This is a genomic window from Xanthomonas sp. 3498, from assembly GCF_014199795.1.
Classification (GTDB): Bacteria; Pseudomonadota; Gammaproteobacteria; order Xanthomonadales; family Xanthomonadaceae; genus Xanthomonas_A; species Xanthomonas_A rydalmerensis.
In genome coordinates this window covers 58,142-74,189 of sequence record NZ_JACHOH010000009.1, presented here as the reverse complement: position 1 = coordinate 74,189, position 16,048 = coordinate 58,142, and the positions used below count along the sequence as shown (strand labels likewise).

Genomic DNA, 16,048 nt, shown 5'->3' with positions numbered 1-16,048 from the left:
AGCATAAGCCTCTCCCCCCGGGAGAGGGGTTGGGGTGAGGGTCGGGCGCAGCCTCGTACAGCGGCATCGCCTGGTCTCGCCCGCCGCCCGCAGCTAATCCGCCGGCACCGTGCGTCCACTGGCCCAGCTGCGCAGCGCCTGCACCTGTTCGGCCATCAGGACCGACAGCGGCCGGGTATTGCGGATCTCCTGCATCAGCAGCTCGGTGTCCAGCGGTCGCTGTTCGGCGTGCGCGGCATACAGCCCGGAGACGATCGCCTGCTCGATTTCCGCACCGGAGAACCCGTCCGCGGTAGCAGCCAGCGCCGGCAGCGCAAACGCGTCCGCATGCAACTGCCGCCGGGTCAGGTGCAGGCGCAACAGCTCCACCCGGGCCTGCGCATCGGGCAGGTCGACGAAGAAGATCTCGTCGAAGCGGCCCTTGCGCAGCAGTTCCGCCGGCAACTCGTGCACCTGGTTGGCGGTGGCGACGATGAACACCCCGGCGCTGCCGTCGGCATTGCCGCGTTCGGCCATCCAGGTCAGCAGCGTGCCGAGCACGCGTCGCGACACGCCGCCGTCCTCGCCGCCGCTGGCCAGGCCTTTTTCGATTTCGTCCATCCACAGCACGCACGGCGCCAGTTGCTCGACCGCGGCCAGCGCGTCGCGCAGGTTCTTCTCGGTCTCGCCGTGGTACTTGGCGTACAGCGCGCCCATGTCCAGGCGCAGCAGCGGCACGCCGAACCCGGCCGCGGTGGCCTTGGCCAGCATCGACTTGCCGCAGCCCTGCACGCCGAGCAGCAGCACGCCCTTGGGCGGGTCCAGCCCCGGCGGCGCGGTGCCGGCGAATACCGCGCGGCGCTGCGCGATCCACTGCTTGAGCCGGCGCGCGCCGGCCACGTCCTCGAAGCGCGTGGCGTCGTTGTCGTACTGCAGGTGGCCGCTGCGGTTGAGCAGTTCGAACTTGAGCTTGGCCAGTTGCGGCAGGTCGGATGCGGTGAGCGCGCCGTCGGCGTAGATCAGTTGCCGGGCGATGCGCCGCGCATCGATCAGGCTGAGCCCGCGCAGGTTACGCAGGATCTGCTTGACCGCGTCGCCGTCGACCTCGACCCGGCGTCCGCCGAACTCGCGCGCATAGCCCTGCGCCTCCTCCTGCACCATCTTCAGCAGCGCGTTGGCGTCGGGCAGGCGCGGATTGAAGCGGGTCGCCAGCGCCTCGAGTTCGGGCGGCAGTTCGATCCGCGTGCCGATCAGCACCAGCACATGCGGCTGGCAGTGGCGGCGCTCGACGATGTCGCGCAGCAGGCGCTGGTGGCTGGCGTAGCCCAGGTACGGGGTGACGTCGAGCAGCAGGTAGATGCCGCGCTGATCGGCCTGCTTGATCGCCTGCAGCACCGCGCTGGCGTCCGGCGGCCCGCTCGGCGGGTCCTCGCGGTCCAGGTCGATGCGGCGCAGGCCCTCGGTGATCGACCAGCGGTGCAGGGCGCGCCAGACCTGGATCAGCGCCTGCCGGAACAGATCGACGATGCGCGCCTCCTCCTGCGTCTCGATCACGATCAGGGGCGTGTTGGCGCGGATCAGCGCGACCAGGTCCTGCAGCTCGCTCATGGCGTCGGTGGGGGAGAGGGGCCGCCACGATAGCAAGCCCGGCGCCGGCCGGCGTGCTGCACGTTGACTACCGGCTGACGGAGGGCCGGTGTACGCTGCGGCCTCTTCCCCCGGAAGCGAGGCGTGCATGAAGACGATCCTGGTGGCCGGCTCCAAGGGCGGCGTGGGCAAGACCACCGTCGCCACGCACCTGGCGGCGTCCTATGCGCTGGCGGGCAAGCGCACGGTGCTGGCCGATGCCGATCCGCAAGGCTCCTCGACCCGCTGGGCCGAACGCCGCGCCGGCCTGGACAGCGCGGTGCTGCCGATCGACGCCAGCCGCAAGCGTAGCTGGCGCGCGGCGCTGCCGGACGACGCGCAGCGGGTGATCGTCGACGCCGCCGCCGGCGCCATGGCCGAGGATCTGACCCATTTCCTCGACGAGGCCGACGCGGTGGTGGTGCCGGTGATGCCCTCGGCGCTGGACATCGAGGCCACCGTCGGTTTCCTCAACACCCTGGCCAAGGTGCCGCGGGTGCATCAACGCAAGCTGCCGGTCGGGCTGGTGCTCAACCGCAGCAAGCCCTGGACCAATGCCACCCAGCAGGCGCTGCAGATGCTCGCCGAATGGCCCTATCCGGTGGTGGCGCAACTGCGCGACAGCCAGGCCTACGTGGTGCTGGTGGGGCTGGGCCGCAGCCTGTTCGATTACCACTCCGTCCAGGTCCGCGACCATCAGCAGGACTGGGAACCGTTGCTCAAGTGGCTCAAGAAGGCCTGACCGATGACCATCGTTTTGCGAGAAGTGATCCTGCTGCGCCATGCCCACGCCGAACCGGCCGACACCGGCCAGGCCGATTTCGACCGGCCGCTGTCGCCGCACGGCCTGGCCGAGGCCGAGGCGGCCGGGCGCTGGCTGCTGGAACAGCGGCTGGTGCCGGACCGGGTGCTGTGTTCGCCGGCGCGGCGCGCGCGCGAGACCCTGGAGGCGGTGCTGGAGTTGACCGGTTACGTCGAGCAGCGTTTGGAGCCGCGCATCTACGAGGCCACCTCTGGCACCCTGGCCGACCTGCTGGACGGCCACCGCGACGTCGAGCGGCTGTTGCTGGTCGGTCACAATCCGGGCCTGGAGCGGCTGGCGGCGCTGATGCACAGCGGCCAGTCCGGCGACTACCGTGGCATGCCTACCGCCAGCGTCGCCGTGCTCGGGGTGCCGCACGACGCGGCGATCGAGCCGGGCGTGGCGCGGTTGACCGCGTTCTGGTGGCCCTGAGGCCGCTGCGCAGGTCCTTGCGGCCGGCGCTGTGCGCCGCGCTGCTGCCGTTGTGTCTGTTGTGCGCCATCGGCCATGCGCAGGTGGCGTCTGTGCCTGCGATTGCGCCGCTGGCGCCCGGCGAGTACGCCCTGGACCCGGCGCAATCGCGCTTCGGGTTCGAGATCCGTACCCGCTTCGGGCAGCGCATCGAAGGCTTCTTCCCGCGCTACGAGGGCACCGTGCACGTGCTGGCCGATGGCCGCCACCAGGTGCACCTGCGCCTGTTCACCGCCTACGTGGAAATCCCCGGCAAGCCGCGCTACACCGGCTGGATGCGCGGCGAGGATTTCTTCGACGCGCCGCGCTACCCGACCGTGTCCTTCGACTCGCAGCCGTTCTCGCCGCAGGTGCTGGGCAAGGGCGGACCGATCCCCGGCACGCTGAGCATCCGCGGGGTCAGCCACGCCGAGACGCTGACCGTCATGCCGGCCGCATGCACCCGTCCAGGCTATGATTGCGATGTCATCAGCCGCGGTACGGTATTGCGTGGACGTTACGGAATGGACAAGTGGGACCTGGCCTTGAGCGACCGGGTCACGTTCGTGCTGCGCGCACGCCTGACCGAGGCGGCAACTCGGTGACATCGCGGCTGATGCGGGTGCTGGTGGTGGTGGCGCTGCTGCTCGGCAGTGGCTGCGCGAGCCTGTCGCAGGCGCAGCACGGCCGTGCCGTGGCGATCGCCGAGGCCGCGCGCGACCGCCAGGTCGATTGCACGCGCAGCGACCATTGCGCGTTGGCCTCGCCGCTGCGCGGGCTGGCCGGCAAGGCCTTCGCCCAATCCGGCGACGCCGCCCCGCGCCACTACGCCACCATCCTCGACCACGGCGAAGAGGCCTTGGTGGCGCGGGTCAACCTGATCCGCAGCGCCAGCCGCAGCATCGACCTGCAGACCTACATCTTCGACAAGGACGACAGCGCGCGGCTGGTGATGGACGAATTGCTGGCCGCGGCGCGGCGCGGCGTGCAGGTGCGGGTGCTGATCGACCAGCTCTCGGCGATCTCCGACCTGCAGATCCTCGGCGCGCTGGCCGGCGCGCACGAGAACTTCTCGCTGCGCATCTACAACCCCACCTTCGGCCTGGCCAAGCCCAACTATTTCCACTACGCCGCCAGCGTGCTGTGCTGCTTCCGCCGCTTCAACCAGCGCATGCACAACAAGCTGCTGGTGATCGACGATGCGATCGGCGTGGTCGGCGGGCGCAACTACCAGGACGACTATTTCGACTGGGACGCCGAGTACAACTTCCGCGACCGCGACGTGCTGGTCGCCGGCCCGGTGGCGCGGTCGATGGCCGCCAACTTCGACGCCTATTGGGCGGCCCGGCGCAGCGTGCCGGTGGCGCGGCTCAACGACGTCGGCAAGCTGCTGCTGCGCGAGGGCGTGCCGGCGATGCCGCCGGCGCGGTTCCTGCGCCCGGAGCGGGTGCAGCGGGTCAGCGAGGAGGCGTCCGATCCGGCTTTCGTGGAGAACGCCTTCGTGCTGCCGGCGTTGCCGGTCAGGCATGTGGACTATGTCGCCGACCTGCCGCAGAAGCACCGCCGCGAACACGGCCCCAAGGCCATCTCCACCGCGCCCAAGCTCGACCGGCTGATCGCCGAGGCGCGCGAGGAGATCATCCTGCAGACGCCGTACCTGGTGCTGTCGGACCCGGCGCAGGAGATCTTCCGCGACCTGCGCAAGCGCACCCCGCCGCCGCGCGTGGTGGTGGCCACCAACAGCCTGGCGGCCACCGACAACCCGGTGGTGTACGCGTTGTCCTACAAGTACAAGCGCCGCAACCTGCGCGAGCTGGGCTTCGACATCTACGAGTACAAGCCGTTCCCGCTGGACGCGCCGGTGGACTACGCCAACCTGCTGCCGGCGCCGCTGCAGGGAGAGCTGCCGCCCGCGCCGGCCAGCGGCGAGAGCGGCGGCGATGCCGGCGGCGGGCGCAACAGCCTGCTGGGCGGCAGCGCCGCTGGGCGCAGTTCGCTGCTCGGCAGCGGCAGTGGCGGGCCATCCGGCGATCGCGCCGATGGCAGCCAGGTCGAGCGCCGCGTGCTGCGCACCGAGACTCGCCCGTCCTACCTGAGCCGGCGCATCGCCAACCGGCCGCTGCCGGTGACCCGCGAGGGCGCGCGCATGGGCCTGCATGCCAAGTCGCTGGTGGTGGACCGCCGCGTCGGCGTGATCGGCACCCACAACTTCGACCCGCGCAGCGAGACCTACAACACCGAGGGCGCGGTGATCGTCGACGATCCGGCGTTCGCGCAGGCGCTGGCGGCCAGCATCGGCCGCGACATCGAGCCGGAGAACTCCTGGGTGGTGGCGCCGCGGGTCAAGCCGCCAGTGCTGTCGGGCCTGAACTACAGCATGGGCAAGGTCTCCGAGGCGCTGCCGGTGCTGGACTTCTGGCCATGGCGCTACGCCACCGACTACGAATTCCAGCCCGGCCCCGACTGCCCGGCGCCGCTGACCCGGCGCGACCCCGGCTTCCACCGCTGCTATAGCGCGGTCGGCGACTTCCCCGAGGTCAACGTCGGCCCCAAGTGGCTGCTGGTGCGCATGTTGACCGCGTTCGGCTCGGGGCTGGTGCCGATTCTTTGAGTTGCCGGGATTGGGGAGTCGGGATTGGGGATTCGTAAAAGCGCATCCCTGCGACCGGATGTCTCGTCCTGGCGCGATAATGTCAGCGCCGGGGATGCGCTCTTGCGGCTCCTGGCTTCTCAGCAGCCGAATGGCTGCTCATCCCCAATCCCCAATCCCCAATCCCGGCCTCCCAATGTCCTTTCGCGAACCTGCCGATCTCGCCGTCCTCAACGCCGATTGCCGCGACACCCTGATCGCGCACCTGGGCATCGTCTTCACCGAGGCCGGGCCGGACTGGCTGCGGGCGACGATGCCGGTGGATGCGCGTACGCGGCAGCCGTACGGGCTGCTGCACGGCGGCGCGTCGGTGGTGCTGGCCGAGAGCCTGGGCAGCACCGCCGGCAACCTGTGCGTGGAGCCGGGACGCATCTGCGTGGGCCTGGAGATCAACGCCAACCACCTGCGCAGCGCGCGCAGCGGCGTGGTCACCGGCACCGCCCGGCCGCTGCACGTGGGCCGGACCACCCAGGTGTGGGAAATCCACATCGAGGACGCGGCTGGCAAGCCGGTGTGCGTGTCGCGATTGACCCTGGCGGTGGTCGACCGCGGCTGAGCCCGGTCCCGGGCTGAACCGTGCCTCGGCGGGCGCGGACGACGTGTCTGCGGCGGCGTCTTCGGGCTGACACAATTGTCCGCTAGGCCCCTGCTTCCGGTACCCTTGTCCGAATGAGCGAGTTCTCCCCACCCGCCACGCGCCAATACGGTGGGGCGCTGCGCTGGGTCCGTTACGGCTACCGCGTGCCGCTGCTGGCGTTGCACGTGCTGTTGTCGCTGCCGTTCCTGCTGGTGTGCATGGCGCTGTCGCCCGGCCGCGCCGGCACCGAGTCTTTCGGCGACCGCATGGTCTGCTGGTGGTCGACCTGGCTGCTGCGCATCTTCGGCCTGCGCGTGCGCCGCATCGGCGCGCCGCTGCCCAATCCGGTGCTGTTCGTCGCCAACCACGTCAGCTGGATCGACATCGTGATGCTGCACAGCCAGCGCATGATGGGCTTCGTCGCCAAGCGCGAGATCGCCGGCTGGCCGTTGGTCGGCTGGCTGGCCGCGCGCGGGCAGACCATCTTCCACCAGCGGGGCAGCACCGAGTCGCTGGGCGGGGTGTTGCAGGCGATGCTGGAGCGGCTGCGCTCCGGATGCTCGGTCGGCGTGTTCCCGGAAGGGCGCACCCGCGGCGGCCAGGACGTCGGGCCGTTCCATGCGCGCATCTTCCAGGCCGCGGTCGAGGCCGAGGTCGCGGTGCAGCCGGTGGCCCTGCGCTACGGCGCCGGCGGTGAGGCGCAGCAGATCGTCGCGTTCGGACCGCACGAGAGCTTCTTCGCCAACTTCCTGCGCCTGCTCGGCGAGCCGGCGCGGGTGGCCGAGGTGCATTTCCTGGAGCCGATCCGGCTGCAGGACGTGGAAGGGCGCCGGCGCATCGCCGAGATCTCGCGCGCGCGTATCGTCACGGCGATGGCACAACCCTGAACACCGGGATACCGGTCGCACACCGCCTGACCGATTACTCCAGTCGGCGGGTGCAAGCTCGCTCCCCATGAACGCGACCGATTACTCCCCCCCACGCTGGCTGCGCAACCCGCACGTCCAATCGGTACTGGGTTCCAGCCTGCTGCGCGTGCGCCGTGGCGAGCAGCTGCTCGCCGCTAGCGGCGCCACCACCACCTCGCACATCCTCGACGGCGGCGACGGCGTGCGCCTGCAGGGCTGGCTGAGCGTGCCGGCCGGCGCCGCGCCGCGTGGCACCGTGCTGCTGCTGCACGGCTGGGAAGGCAGCGCCGATTCCAGCTACATGCGCCTGACCGCGGCGAAGATGCTGGCGCTCGGCTACCAGGTGTTCCGGCTCAACTTCCGCGACCACGGCGGCACCCACCACCTCAACGTGGACCTGTTCCACTCCGAGCGCCTGGACGAAGTGGTCAACGCCGCCTGCGACCTGTGGCAGCGCTTCCCCGCGCCGACCCTGCTCGCGGCCGGCTACTCGCTGGGCGGCAACTTCGCCCTGCGCCTGGCGCTACGCGCGCCGGCGGCGGGGCTGCCACTGCAGCACGTGGCCGCGGTGTGTCCGTTGCTGGACCCGGCCACCACCATGCAGCGCATCGAGAACGGCCCGCAGTTCTACGACTGGTATTTCCGCCGCAAGTGGCGGGAATCGCTGCTGCGCAAGCGCGAACTGTTCCCCGACCGCCACGGCTACGACGACGCCACCCTGGCGCTGGACATGCGCGGCCTGATGGCCTGGCTGGCCGAGCGTCATGCCGGCTTCGCCAGCCTGGATGCCTACTTCGACAGTTACTGCATCGCCGGCGAGCGCCTGCTCGGGCTGAGCGTGCCGGCCGACATCCTGATGGCCGAGGACGATCCGGTGATCCCGCTGGACGACTTCCGCAACTGGCGCCTGCCTGAGGTCGCCCGGCTGGAGATCGCGCACTGGGGCGGGCATTGCGGCTTCATCGAGAACGCGCGCGGCGACGGCTTCGCCGAACGCTGGGTGGCCGAGCGGCTGACCGAGGGGCTGGTGGAAGCCTAGCCAGCGTCACGGGATCGCCTGGCGGGTGAGCTTATTCGCTCCTCCGCGGTGGTCTTGGAGCGGCGTTTCGGGCGGGCAGGCGTGCGCCAGAGTGCGGATGCACGGCGGCGCGAGGGTCTGGTGCCGCATGCTTGGCAGCGCGCAGGCCATGCGCCGTGCGCGTCGCCGATCGTGGTGCCTTCCTGCGCGCAGCACCTCGCTACGCGATCGACCCGCAACCGGTCCGGCGCACCCGTAGGCGTCACCGCAGGGCCGCCGGGCGCTCCCGCTACAATGCGGGTTTGCCCCGAAAGCCGGACCCACATGCACCAGCCCATTCTCGACGCCCTGCGCCGCCAGGACACCGCCGACGCGCTGCGTCTCGCCCAGACCTGGGCCGCCGAGGCCGGCGACGACCCGCAGGCTCTCCGCTGGCTGGCGCTGGCGCAACAGCAGCATGGCGACACCGCCGCCGCCCTGGACAGCATCGGCCGCGCGATCGCGCTGGCGCCGGAAGACGCCAGCCTGCACCTGCTGCATGCCGGCATGCTGGTCAGCGCCAACGACCTGGCCCAGGCCGAGCACGCGCTGGCGCAGACCGCGGCGCTGGATCCCAACGAATTCCTCGCCTACGTGATGCGCGCGCACCTGGCGCTGGGCCGCGGCGACCTGGACGAAGTGGAGCGGCTGAGCCGCACCGCCGCGCGCCTGCAGCCGGAGCATCCGCAGTTGCTCGGCGTGGACGGCATGCTGGCGCTGCGTCGCGGCGACGCCGACCGCGCGCTGGCGCTGCTCTCGCGCGCCAGCAATGCGCTGCCGGACGATCCGCGCCTGCTCTACGCGCTGGGCTTCGCCTACCTGGACAAGCAGCATTTCGCGTTCGCCGAGACCGCGTTCCGCCGCGTCGCCGCGCTCACCCCGGGCACCAGTGCGGCGATGATGGCGCTGGTCGCGCAGCTGGCCTACCGCCAGGGCCGCCTGGACGATGCGATCACCGCGCTGGAAGCGGTGCTGGCCGCTCCGGCCGGCGACACCGCCAACATGCGCCGTCTGGCCGGCGAGTACGCCTTGCAGGCCGACCGCCCGGCCGAGGCGCTGGAGCATCTGCGCCGGACCCTGGCAGTGGCACCGGCCGACCGCCGTACCCTGCACGCCGCGCTGATCGCCTGGCAGCGGCTGGGCACGCTCGACGATGCCCGCGCCACCCTGGAAGCGGCGCTGGCCACCACCACCGACGCCCACGACCTGTGGCTGGCGCGGCTGGCCCTGGAGCCGGTGGGCGGCCCCGAGGCGCGCGCGCTGATCGCGCGCTGGCAGGCGGCGATGCCGGCGCACGTGCCGGCGCTGGAAGCGCAGCTGCGCGTGCACGACATGGCCGGCGAGCGCGACCAGGGCGAGGCCGTGGCGCAGCGCATCGTGGCGCTGGAACCGGGCCGGCTCAGCGGCGAGGAACGCCTGGTCGAGGCGCTGCTGGAGCGCGGCGAGCACGATGCCGCCATCGACCACGTGCGCGGCCTGATGCAGCGCCTGCCCGAACGCGACCGCACCGTGGTGCGGCCGTGGCTCGCGGCGGTGCAGGATGCGGCCGGGCGCCCGGAGGAGGCGCTGGCGACCTGGCTGGCCTTCCAGCAGGAACAACTGCCGCACCGGCTGCCGCTGCCGCCGTTGGGCCAGGCCCCGGCGCAGTGGCCGCCGCTGGGCGCGGTCGACCCGCAGAACCAGGCGCGCCCGCTGTTCGTCTGGGGTGCGCCGGGCAGCGGCGTGGAGCGGGTGATCGCGGTGATCGACGCGGCCAGCCCGGTGCTGCGCGGCGACCGCTTCGGCCCGCAGCCGCCGACCGACGGCCTGCAGCGCTTCCGCAGCGTCGAGGAACTGGACAGCGGCGCCCTCGACGGTGCGGCGCTGGTCGCCGAGTGGCGCGCGCAGCTGCCGGCGCGCGGCGTCGGCGACGGCAACATCGTCGACTGGCTGCTGTGGTGGGACAACGCGCTGCTGCGCGCGCTGCGCCCGCACCTGCCGGAAGGGCGCCTGCTGATCGTGCTGCGCGATCCGCGCGACATGCTGCTGGACTGGCTGGCCAACGGCGCCCCGGCCCCGCTGGGCCTGGCCTCGCCGGAGACCGGTGCGCAGTGGCTGGCGGCGGTGCTGGCGCAGGTCGCCGACCTGCACGAACAGGATCTGTATCCGCACCATCTGGTGCGTCTGGACGGGACCGAGCACGATCCGGCCGGGGTGGCGGCGGCGCTGCAGGATGCGTTCGGCGTACCGTTCCCGGCCATTGCCTCGGTCGGCCCGCCGCGCCTGGACGCCGGCCACTGGCGTGCCTACGCCGCACCGCTGGCCGCCGCGTTCGCGCTGCTGACGCCGGTCGCGGTCCGCCTTGGCTACCCTGAAACCTGATCCCCCAAGGAGTTCTTCGCATGCGTCTTCGCAGTGACAGCCTGCAGCCGGGTCAGCCCATCGCCGCGACCTACGCGATGGGCCAGGCCGACGGCTTCGGCGGCAACCGCAATCCCCACCTGGCCTGGGACGCGGTGCCGGCCGGCACCCAGTCCTTCGTGCTGCTGTGCGTCGATCCGGACGTGCCGACCGTGGCCGAGATGGTCGGCCGCGACGACGTGCAGATCCCGGTCGAGCAGCCGCGCACCGAATTCGTGCATTGGGTGGCGGTGGACCTGCCGGCCGACCTGCGTGAAATTGCCGAGGGCAGCGCCAGCGACGGCGTGGTGGCCAAGGGCAAGCAGCAACCGCCCGGCCTGGCGGGCGCGCGCCAGGGACTGAACAGCTACACCGACTGGTTCGCCGGCGACGCGGCGATGGGTGGGGACTACTACGGCTACGATGGCCCGTACCCGCCGGCCAACGACCGGCGCGTGCACCGCTACTTCTTCCGCCTGTTCGCCCTGGACGTGGCGCGGCTGGACGTCCCGGCGCGCTTCACCGCCGCCGACGCCCTGCGCGCCATGCAGGGCCATGTGCTGGCCGAAGCCAGCCTGCACGGCACCTACAGCCTCAATCCAGCGGCGAAGTAAGCCGCAAAGCCCCTCTCTCGCCGGGAGAGGGGTTGGGGTGAGGGTCCGGCGCGCTAAGCGCCTGCATGGATCTGTCACTGCGAGGCTACGCCCGTACCCTCATCCGCCCCTGCGGGGCACCTTCCCCCGAAAAGGGGGCCATGGTCCCGGTGGGAGAAGGGAGACGCCAAAGCCCCTCTCCCCTCGGGAGAGGGGTTGGGGTGAGGGTCCGGCGCGCGAAGCGCCTGCATTGATCTGTCACTGCGAGGCTACGCCCGTGCCCTCATCCGCCCCTGCGGGGCACCTTCCCCCGAAAAGGGGGCCATGGTCCCGGTGGGAGAAGGGAGACGCAAAGCCCCTCTCCCGCCGGGAGAGGGGTTGGGGTGAGGGTACGGGGCGCGTAGCGCCTCGCCGACCCAGCCTCTACGCCGCCGGCAACCACAGCAGCAGAGCCGTGCCCAGCACGATGCGGTACACCGCGAACGCGGTGAAGCGGTGCGACTTGATATAGCCCAGCAGCCACTTCACCACCACGAAGCCGGTGACCATCGAGGCGACGAAGGCCAGCGCCACGTCGCCCCAGTTCTCGCTGCCCAGCCCGCCGTCCTTGTACAGCTCCAGGAACGAGTAGGCGCTGGCCGCGAACATGGTCGGGATGCCGACCAGGAAAGCGAACTCGGCCGCGGCCGAGCGCTTGCTCAGGCCCAGCAGCATCGCCAGGAAGATCGTCGCCGCCGACCGCGAGGTGCCGGGGAACACGCCGGCCACCACCTGCGCCAGGCCGACCGCGATGGCCACCGTCCAGGTCACCGTCTCGCGCTCGGGCAGACGCGCGGCGAAGTACTCGGCCACCAGCATCCACACGCCGCCGATCACCAGCGCCCAGGCCACCGGCTCCACGCTGTCCGGTAGCTGCCAGCCGGCCTTGCGCACCACCAGGCCGACCACCGCGGTCACCAGGAAGGCGGCGCCCAGCTTGAACGCATAGTCGCGGTTGGCGCGGTCGCCCAGGCCGGTGGCCAGGTCCCACAGGCGCTGCCGGAACACCAGGGTGGTGGCCAGGATCGCGCCGGCCTGGATCACGATGTTGAAGAAGTCCGAACGGTGGCCGAGCCAGCGCTCGGCGATCAACAGGTGCCCGGTGCTGGAGATGGGCAGGAATTCGGTCAGGCCTTCGATGATGCCCAGCAGCAGGGCCGACAACAGATCGCTCATGGAGGGGAGGGTCGCGTTTTGGGGGAGGGGAAGCTGCGCAAGGATAGAGCATCCGCCTTGCGCACAATTTTGGTGCGTTCAGCTGTGAATGCACCACTGCAGTGCAGTGCATTTGCATCGTTCGCGTGCATGCTTCAGCAGAATCAAAGGCTTGTGAGTGCCACACGCTTGGCATGGCGATTGCTGATACTTGCCCACGCCCTTCACAACCCGAGGTTGCATCGAATGTCTGCGGAAACTATTGAGAAGCTGGTCAAGGACAACAAGATCGAGTTCGTCGATCTGCGTTTCGTCGACATGCGCGGCGTGCAGCAGCACGTCACCTTCCCGGTCAGCATCATCGAGCCGGCGCTGTTCGAGGAAGGCAAGATGTTCGACGGCAGCTCGATCGCCGGCTGGAAGGGCATCAACGAATCGGACATGGTCCTGCTGCCGGACGCCGACACCGCCTTCGTCGATCCGTTCATGGCCGATCCGACCCTGGTGCTGACCTGCGACATCCTCGACCCGGCCACCATGCAGAGCTACGGCCGCGACCCGCGCGGCGTGGCCAAGCGCGCCGAGGCCTACCTGAAGTCCAGCGGCATCGCCGACCAGGCGTTCTTCGGCCCGGAGCCGGAATTCTTCATCTTCGACGGCGTGCGCTTCGGCAACGAAATGGGCCACACCTTCTTCAAGATCGACTCGGAAGAGGCGGCCTGGAGCAGCGGCAGCAAGATCGAAGGCGGCAACAGCGGCTACCGCCCGGCGGTCAAGGGCGGCTACTTCCCGGTGCCGCCGACCGACTCGCTGCAGGACCTGCGCGCCGAGATGTGCAAGACCCTGGAGCAGGTCGGCATCGAAGTCGAAGTGCACCACCACGAAGTGGCCACCGCCGGCCAGTGCGAGATCGGCACCAAGTTCAACTCGCTGGTGAAGAAGGCCGACGAGCTGATGATGATGAAGTACATCATCAAGAACGTCGCCTACCGCAACGGCAAGACCGCGACCTTCATGCCCAAGCCGATCGTCGGCGACAACGGCTCGGGCATGCACGTGCACCAGTCGCTGGCCAAGGGCGGCACCAACCTGTTCTCCGGCGACGGCTACGGCGGCCTGTCGCAGATGGCGCTGTGGTACATCGGCGGCATCTTCAAGCACGCCAAGGCGATCAACGCCTTCACCAACTCCGGTACCAACAGCTACAAGCGCCTGGTGCCGGGCTTCGAGGCGCCGGTGATGCTGGCCTACTCGGCGCGCAACCGTTCGGCCTCGTGCCGCATTCCGTGGGTGTCCAACCCGAAGGCGCGCCGCATCGAGATCCGCTTCCCGGATCCGCTGCAGTCCGGCTACCTGACCTTCGCCGCGCTGATGATGGCCGGCCTGGACGGCATCAAGAACCAGATCGACCCGGGCGCGCCCAGCGACAAGGATCTGTACGACCTGCCGCCGGAAGAGGAGAAGCAGATCCCGCAGGTGTGCTCCAGCCTCGACCAGGCGCTGGAAGCGCTGGATGCCGACCGTGAGTTCCTCAAGGCCGGCGGCGTGTTCAGCGACGACTTCATCGACGGCTACATCGCGCTGAAGATGCAGGAAGTGACCAAGTTCCGCGCGGCCACGCACCCGCTGGAATACCAGCTGTACTACGCCAACTGAGTTCCACGCGCGGCGATGGCGAAGGCTTCCCCTCCCTCCTTCGCCATCGCCGCCACCTGCCCGGCTGGGGAGCCGCGCCGGTGGTCCGCGCCCGCCATCGCGTCATCGATTTTCCAGGGGATGTACCGCGCAACAGAGCGCTTGCGTGCCGTGGGCCACGTTCCCTCCCACGTCGCCGTCGCCGCCGCACCTCGGGTGCGGTGGGCCACGGCGTGATCCACGGAACGCATCGCGCAGCAGCACCCGCGCCGTTCGCGGCGCGGTCGATGGGCCCAGTGCCGGTCGGCCTTCGGCGGCCGGTTCCTTCCACCAACGGGGTATGCGCATGAAACTGATCACCGCCATCATCCGGCCATTCAAGCTCGACGAGGTCCGCGAGGCCTTGTCGCAGGCTGGGGTGTCCGGCATCACCGTCACCGAGGTCAAGGGCTTCGGTCGGCAGAAGGGCCACACCGAGTTGTATCGCGGTGCCGAATACGTCGTCGACTTCCTGCCCAAGATCAAGATCGAGACCGTGGTGACCGACGAGCGTCTGGACGCCGTGGTCGAGGCGATCCAGGGCGCGGCCGGCACCGGCAAGATCGGCGACGGCAAGATCTTCGTCACCGCGATCGAACAGGTCATCCGCATCCGTACCGGCGAAATCGGCGCCGATGCGCTCTAACCCCACCTTGGAGCCCTTCATGAAGACAGGTCTGTTCGCCGGGTGGAAGGCCCGGTTCTACGCGGTATGCATGCTGATGCTGGTCAGCGCGATGGCGGTCGGCGTGCCCGGCAACGCCTTCGCCCAGGCCGAAGTCAGCCCGGCGCCGACGCCGGATGTGGTCACCGAACAACTGACGCCGCCGCCCGCGCCGGCCGCCGCGCCGGCACCGGCTGCGGCCGCGCCGGTGGTGGACAAGGGCGACGTCGCCTGGATGCTCACGTCCACGCTGCTGGTGCTGCTGATGGTGGTGCCCGGCCTGGCGTTGTTCTACGGCGGCATGGTCCGCGCCAAGAACGTGCTGTCGGTGCTGATCCAGGTCGGCGTGGTGTTCTCGCTGATCGCGGTGCTGTGGGTGGTGTACGGCTATAGCCTGGCGTTCGCCGACGGCGGTCCGTTCATCGGCACGCTGCACAAGGCGCTGCTCGCCGGCGTCGACACCACCACGCTGGCCGATACCTTCTCCAAGGGCTTCAAGCTGCCGGAGTACGTGTTCGTCGCCTTCCAGCTGACCTTCGCCGGCATCACCGGCGCGCTGATCGTCGGCGCCTTCGCCGAGCGGGTGAAGTTCGCCGCGGTGCTGCTGTTCGTGGTCATCTGGTTCACCTTCGGCTATCTGCCGCTGGCGCACATGGTGTGGTCGGCCCCGGGCTTCCTGTTCGGCAAGGGCGCACTGGATTTCGCTGGCGGCACCGTGGTCCACATCAACGCCGGCGTGGCCGGCCTGGTCGGTTCCTACTTCGTCGGCAAGCGCCTGGGCTTCGGCCACACCGCGCTGAAGCCGCACAACGTGACCCTGACCTTCGTCGGCGCCTCGCTGCTGTGGGTGGGCTGGTTCGGCTTCAACGCCGGCTCGGCGCTGGAAGCCAACGCCACCGCGGCGCTGGCCTTCCTCAACACCCTGCTGGCCACCGCCGCGGCGGTGCTGGCGTGGTCGCTGACGGAGAAGGTGGTCAAGGGCAAGTCCTCGGCGCTGGGCGTGGCCTCGGGCATGGTCGCCGGCCTGGTCGGCATCACCCCGGCCGCCGGTACCGTGGGGCCGTTCGGCGCCATCGCGATCGGCGTGGCCGCCGGCGTGATCTGCGTGTGGGGCGTGACCGGGCTGAAGAAGCTGCTCAATGCCGACGACACCCTGGACGTGTTCGGCGTGCACGGCGTCGGCGGCATCGTCGGCGCGATCCTCACCGGCGTGTTCACCGACAAGGCGCTGGGCGGCATGGGCTACGCCGAGGGCGTGACCATGGGCCACCAGGTGCTGGTGCAGGCCGAAGGCGTGCTGATCACCGTCGGCTGGATCGGCGTGGTCTCGGTGGTCGGCTTCCTGATCGCCAAGCTGGTGATCGGTCTGCGCGTGCCGGAAGACGCCGAGCGCGAGGGTCTGGACATCACCTCGCATGGCGAATCGGCCTACGAGTCCTGAGGTTCGCCGGCCCGCGACGGCGGTCGCGGGCCTTGTCGCAGTGCGTGCGGCCGG

The 16,048-nt window shown here is 70.3% G+C and carries 14 protein-coding genes; 12 read left to right on the top strand and 2 right to left on the bottom strand.

Annotated features, from left to right (window positions below; all coding sequences use genetic code 11):
• Positions 1 to 93: 93 nt before the first annotated feature.
• Positions 94 to 1,587, bottom strand: a complete 1,494-nt coding sequence (locus GGR66_RS20120) for an AAA family ATPase (RefSeq protein ID WP_184450219.1) — start codon at positions 1,585 to 1,587, stop codon at positions 94 to 96.
• A gap of 127 nt (positions 1,588 to 1,714) precedes the next feature.
• Here GGR66_RS20120 and GGR66_RS20115 point away from each other — a divergent pair, with 127 nt between their 5' ends.
• The 9 genes from GGR66_RS20115 (at position 1,715) to GGR66_RS20075 (ending at position 11,042) form a co-directional block, all read left to right on the top strand.
• Positions 1,715 to 2,347, top strand: a complete 633-nt coding sequence (locus tag GGR66_RS20115; RefSeq protein ID WP_017913046.1) for a ParA family protein — start codon at positions 1,715 to 1,717, stop codon at positions 2,345 to 2,347.
• 15 nt (positions 2,348 to 2,362) lie between these two features.
• A complete protein-coding gene (locus tag GGR66_RS20110; RefSeq protein WP_010340932.1) occupies positions 2,363 to 2,839 on the top strand; it encodes a histidine phosphatase family protein in 477 nt (158 codons plus the stop codon).
• Positions 2,840 to 2,931: 92 nt separating this feature from the next.
• Positions 2,932 to 3,462 carry a YceI family protein gene (locus GGR66_RS20105; protein WP_317844299.1) on the top strand — a complete coding sequence of 177 codons (531 nt, stop codon included), beginning with the start codon at positions 2,932 to 2,934 and terminating at the stop codon, positions 3,460 to 3,462.
• 11 nt (positions 3,463 to 3,473) lie between these two features.
• Complete coding sequence (locus GGR66_RS20100) at positions 3,474 to 5,468, top strand: phospholipase D family protein (protein ID WP_184450276.1); 1,995 nt, start codon at positions 3,474 to 3,476, stop codon at positions 5,466 to 5,468.
• Positions 5,469 to 5,643: 175 nt separating this feature from the next.
• The gene (locus GGR66_RS20095) at positions 5,644 to 6,063 is read left to right on the top strand and encodes a hotdog fold thioesterase (protein WP_160964700.1); all 420 of its coding nucleotides are present in this window, start codon (positions 5,644 to 5,646) and stop codon (positions 6,061 to 6,063) included.
• 113 nt (positions 6,064 to 6,176) lie between these two features.
• On the top strand, positions 6,177 to 6,971 hold the full coding sequence (locus tag GGR66_RS20090; RefSeq protein ID WP_160964698.1) for a lysophospholipid acyltransferase family protein: 795 nt from the start codon (positions 6,177 to 6,179) through the stop codon (positions 6,969 to 6,971).
• A 67-nt stretch (positions 6,972 to 7,038) separates the two neighbouring features.
• Positions 7,039 to 8,031 (top strand): alpha/beta fold hydrolase, encoded by a 993-nt coding sequence (locus GGR66_RS20085; protein ID WP_160964696.1) that lies wholly within the window; start codon positions 7,039 to 7,041, stop codon positions 8,029 to 8,031.
• 303 nt (positions 8,032 to 8,334) lie between these two features.
• Positions 8,335 to 10,410 carry a tetratricopeptide repeat protein gene (locus GGR66_RS20080; protein ID WP_184450217.1) on the top strand — a complete coding sequence of 692 codons (2,076 nt, stop codon included), beginning with the start codon at positions 8,335 to 8,337 and terminating at the stop codon, positions 10,408 to 10,410.
• Between the two features lie 20 nt (positions 10,411 to 10,430).
• Positions 10,431 to 11,042 (top strand): YbhB/YbcL family Raf kinase inhibitor-like protein, encoded by a 612-nt coding sequence (locus GGR66_RS20075; RefSeq protein ID WP_184450215.1) that lies wholly within the window; start codon positions 10,431 to 10,433, stop codon positions 11,040 to 11,042.
• Positions 11,043 to 11,444: 402 nt separating this feature from the next.
• Here GGR66_RS20075 and GGR66_RS20070 read toward each other — a convergent pair whose 3' ends face one another.
• A complete protein-coding gene (locus tag GGR66_RS20070; RefSeq protein ID WP_048491647.1) occupies positions 11,445 to 12,236 on the bottom strand; it encodes an undecaprenyl-diphosphate phosphatase in 792 nt (263 codons plus the stop codon).
• Positions 12,237 to 12,461: 225 nt separating this feature from the next.
• Between GGR66_RS20070 and glnA the strand changes: the two genes are divergently transcribed.
• The 3 genes from glnA to amt all read left to right on the top strand — a co-directional run bounded on the left by glnA (position 12,462) and on the right by amt (position 15,994).
• The gene (gene glnA / locus GGR66_RS20065) at positions 12,462 to 13,871 is read left to right on the top strand and encodes a type I glutamate--ammonia ligase (RefSeq protein WP_160964690.1); all 1,410 of its coding nucleotides are present in this window, start codon (positions 12,462 to 12,464) and stop codon (positions 13,869 to 13,871) included.
• Between the two features lie 325 nt (positions 13,872 to 14,196).
• Complete coding sequence (locus GGR66_RS20060) at positions 14,197 to 14,535, top strand: P-II family nitrogen regulator (RefSeq protein WP_160962503.1); 339 nt, start codon at positions 14,197 to 14,199, stop codon at positions 14,533 to 14,535.
• A gap of 19 nt (positions 14,536 to 14,554) precedes the next feature.
• Positions 14,555 to 15,994, top strand: coding sequence for an ammonium transporter (amt, locus tag GGR66_RS20055; RefSeq protein WP_184450213.1), 1,440 nt, complete (start codon positions 14,555 to 14,557; stop codon positions 15,992 to 15,994).
• Positions 15,995 to 16,048 lie beyond the last annotated feature (54 nt).

What these genes read in the sequence shown, in the direction of transcription:
- GGR66_RS20115 (WP_017913046.1), top strand. Translation starts at nt 1,715, where the DNA reads ATGAAGACGATCCTGGTGGCCGGCTCCAAGGGCGGCGTGGGCAAGACC.
- amt (WP_184450213.1), top strand. Translation starts at nt 14,555, where the DNA reads ATGAAGACAGGTCTGTTCGCCGGGTGGAAGGCCCGGTTCTACGCGGTA.
- GGR66_RS20100 (WP_184450276.1), top strand. Translation starts at nt 3,474, where the DNA reads ATGCGGGTGCTGGTGGTGGTGGCGCTGCTGCTCGGCAGTGGCTGCGCG.
- GGR66_RS20060 (WP_160962503.1), top strand. Translation starts at nt 14,197, where the DNA reads ATGAAACTGATCACCGCCATCATCCGGCCATTCAAGCTCGACGAGGTC.
- GGR66_RS20075 (WP_184450215.1), top strand. Translation starts at nt 10,431, where the DNA reads ATGCGTCTTCGCAGTGACAGCCTGCAGCCGGGTCAGCCCATCGCCGCG.
- GGR66_RS20080 (WP_184450217.1), top strand. Translation starts at nt 8,335, where the DNA reads ATGCACCAGCCCATTCTCGACGCCCTGCGCCGCCAGGACACCGCCGAC.
- GGR66_RS20095 (WP_160964700.1), top strand. Translation starts at nt 5,644, where the DNA reads ATGTCCTTTCGCGAACCTGCCGATCTCGCCGTCCTCAACGCCGATTGC.
- GGR66_RS20090 (WP_160964698.1), top strand. Translation starts at nt 6,177, where the DNA reads ATGAGCGAGTTCTCCCCACCCGCCACGCGCCAATACGGTGGGGCGCTG.
- glnA (WP_160964690.1), top strand. Translation starts at nt 12,462, where the DNA reads ATGTCTGCGGAAACTATTGAGAAGCTGGTCAAGGACAACAAGATCGAG.
- GGR66_RS20120 (WP_184450219.1), bottom strand. Translation starts at nt 1,587, where the DNA reads ATGAGCGAGCTGCAGGACCTGGTCGCGCTGATCCGCGCCAACACGCCC.
- GGR66_RS20085 (WP_160964696.1), top strand. Translation starts at nt 7,039, where the DNA reads ATGAACGCGACCGATTACTCCCCCCCACGCTGGCTGCGCAACCCGCAC.
- GGR66_RS20070 (WP_048491647.1), bottom strand. Translation starts at nt 12,236, where the DNA reads ATGAGCGATCTGTTGTCGGCCCTGCTGCTGGGCATCATCGAAGGCCTG.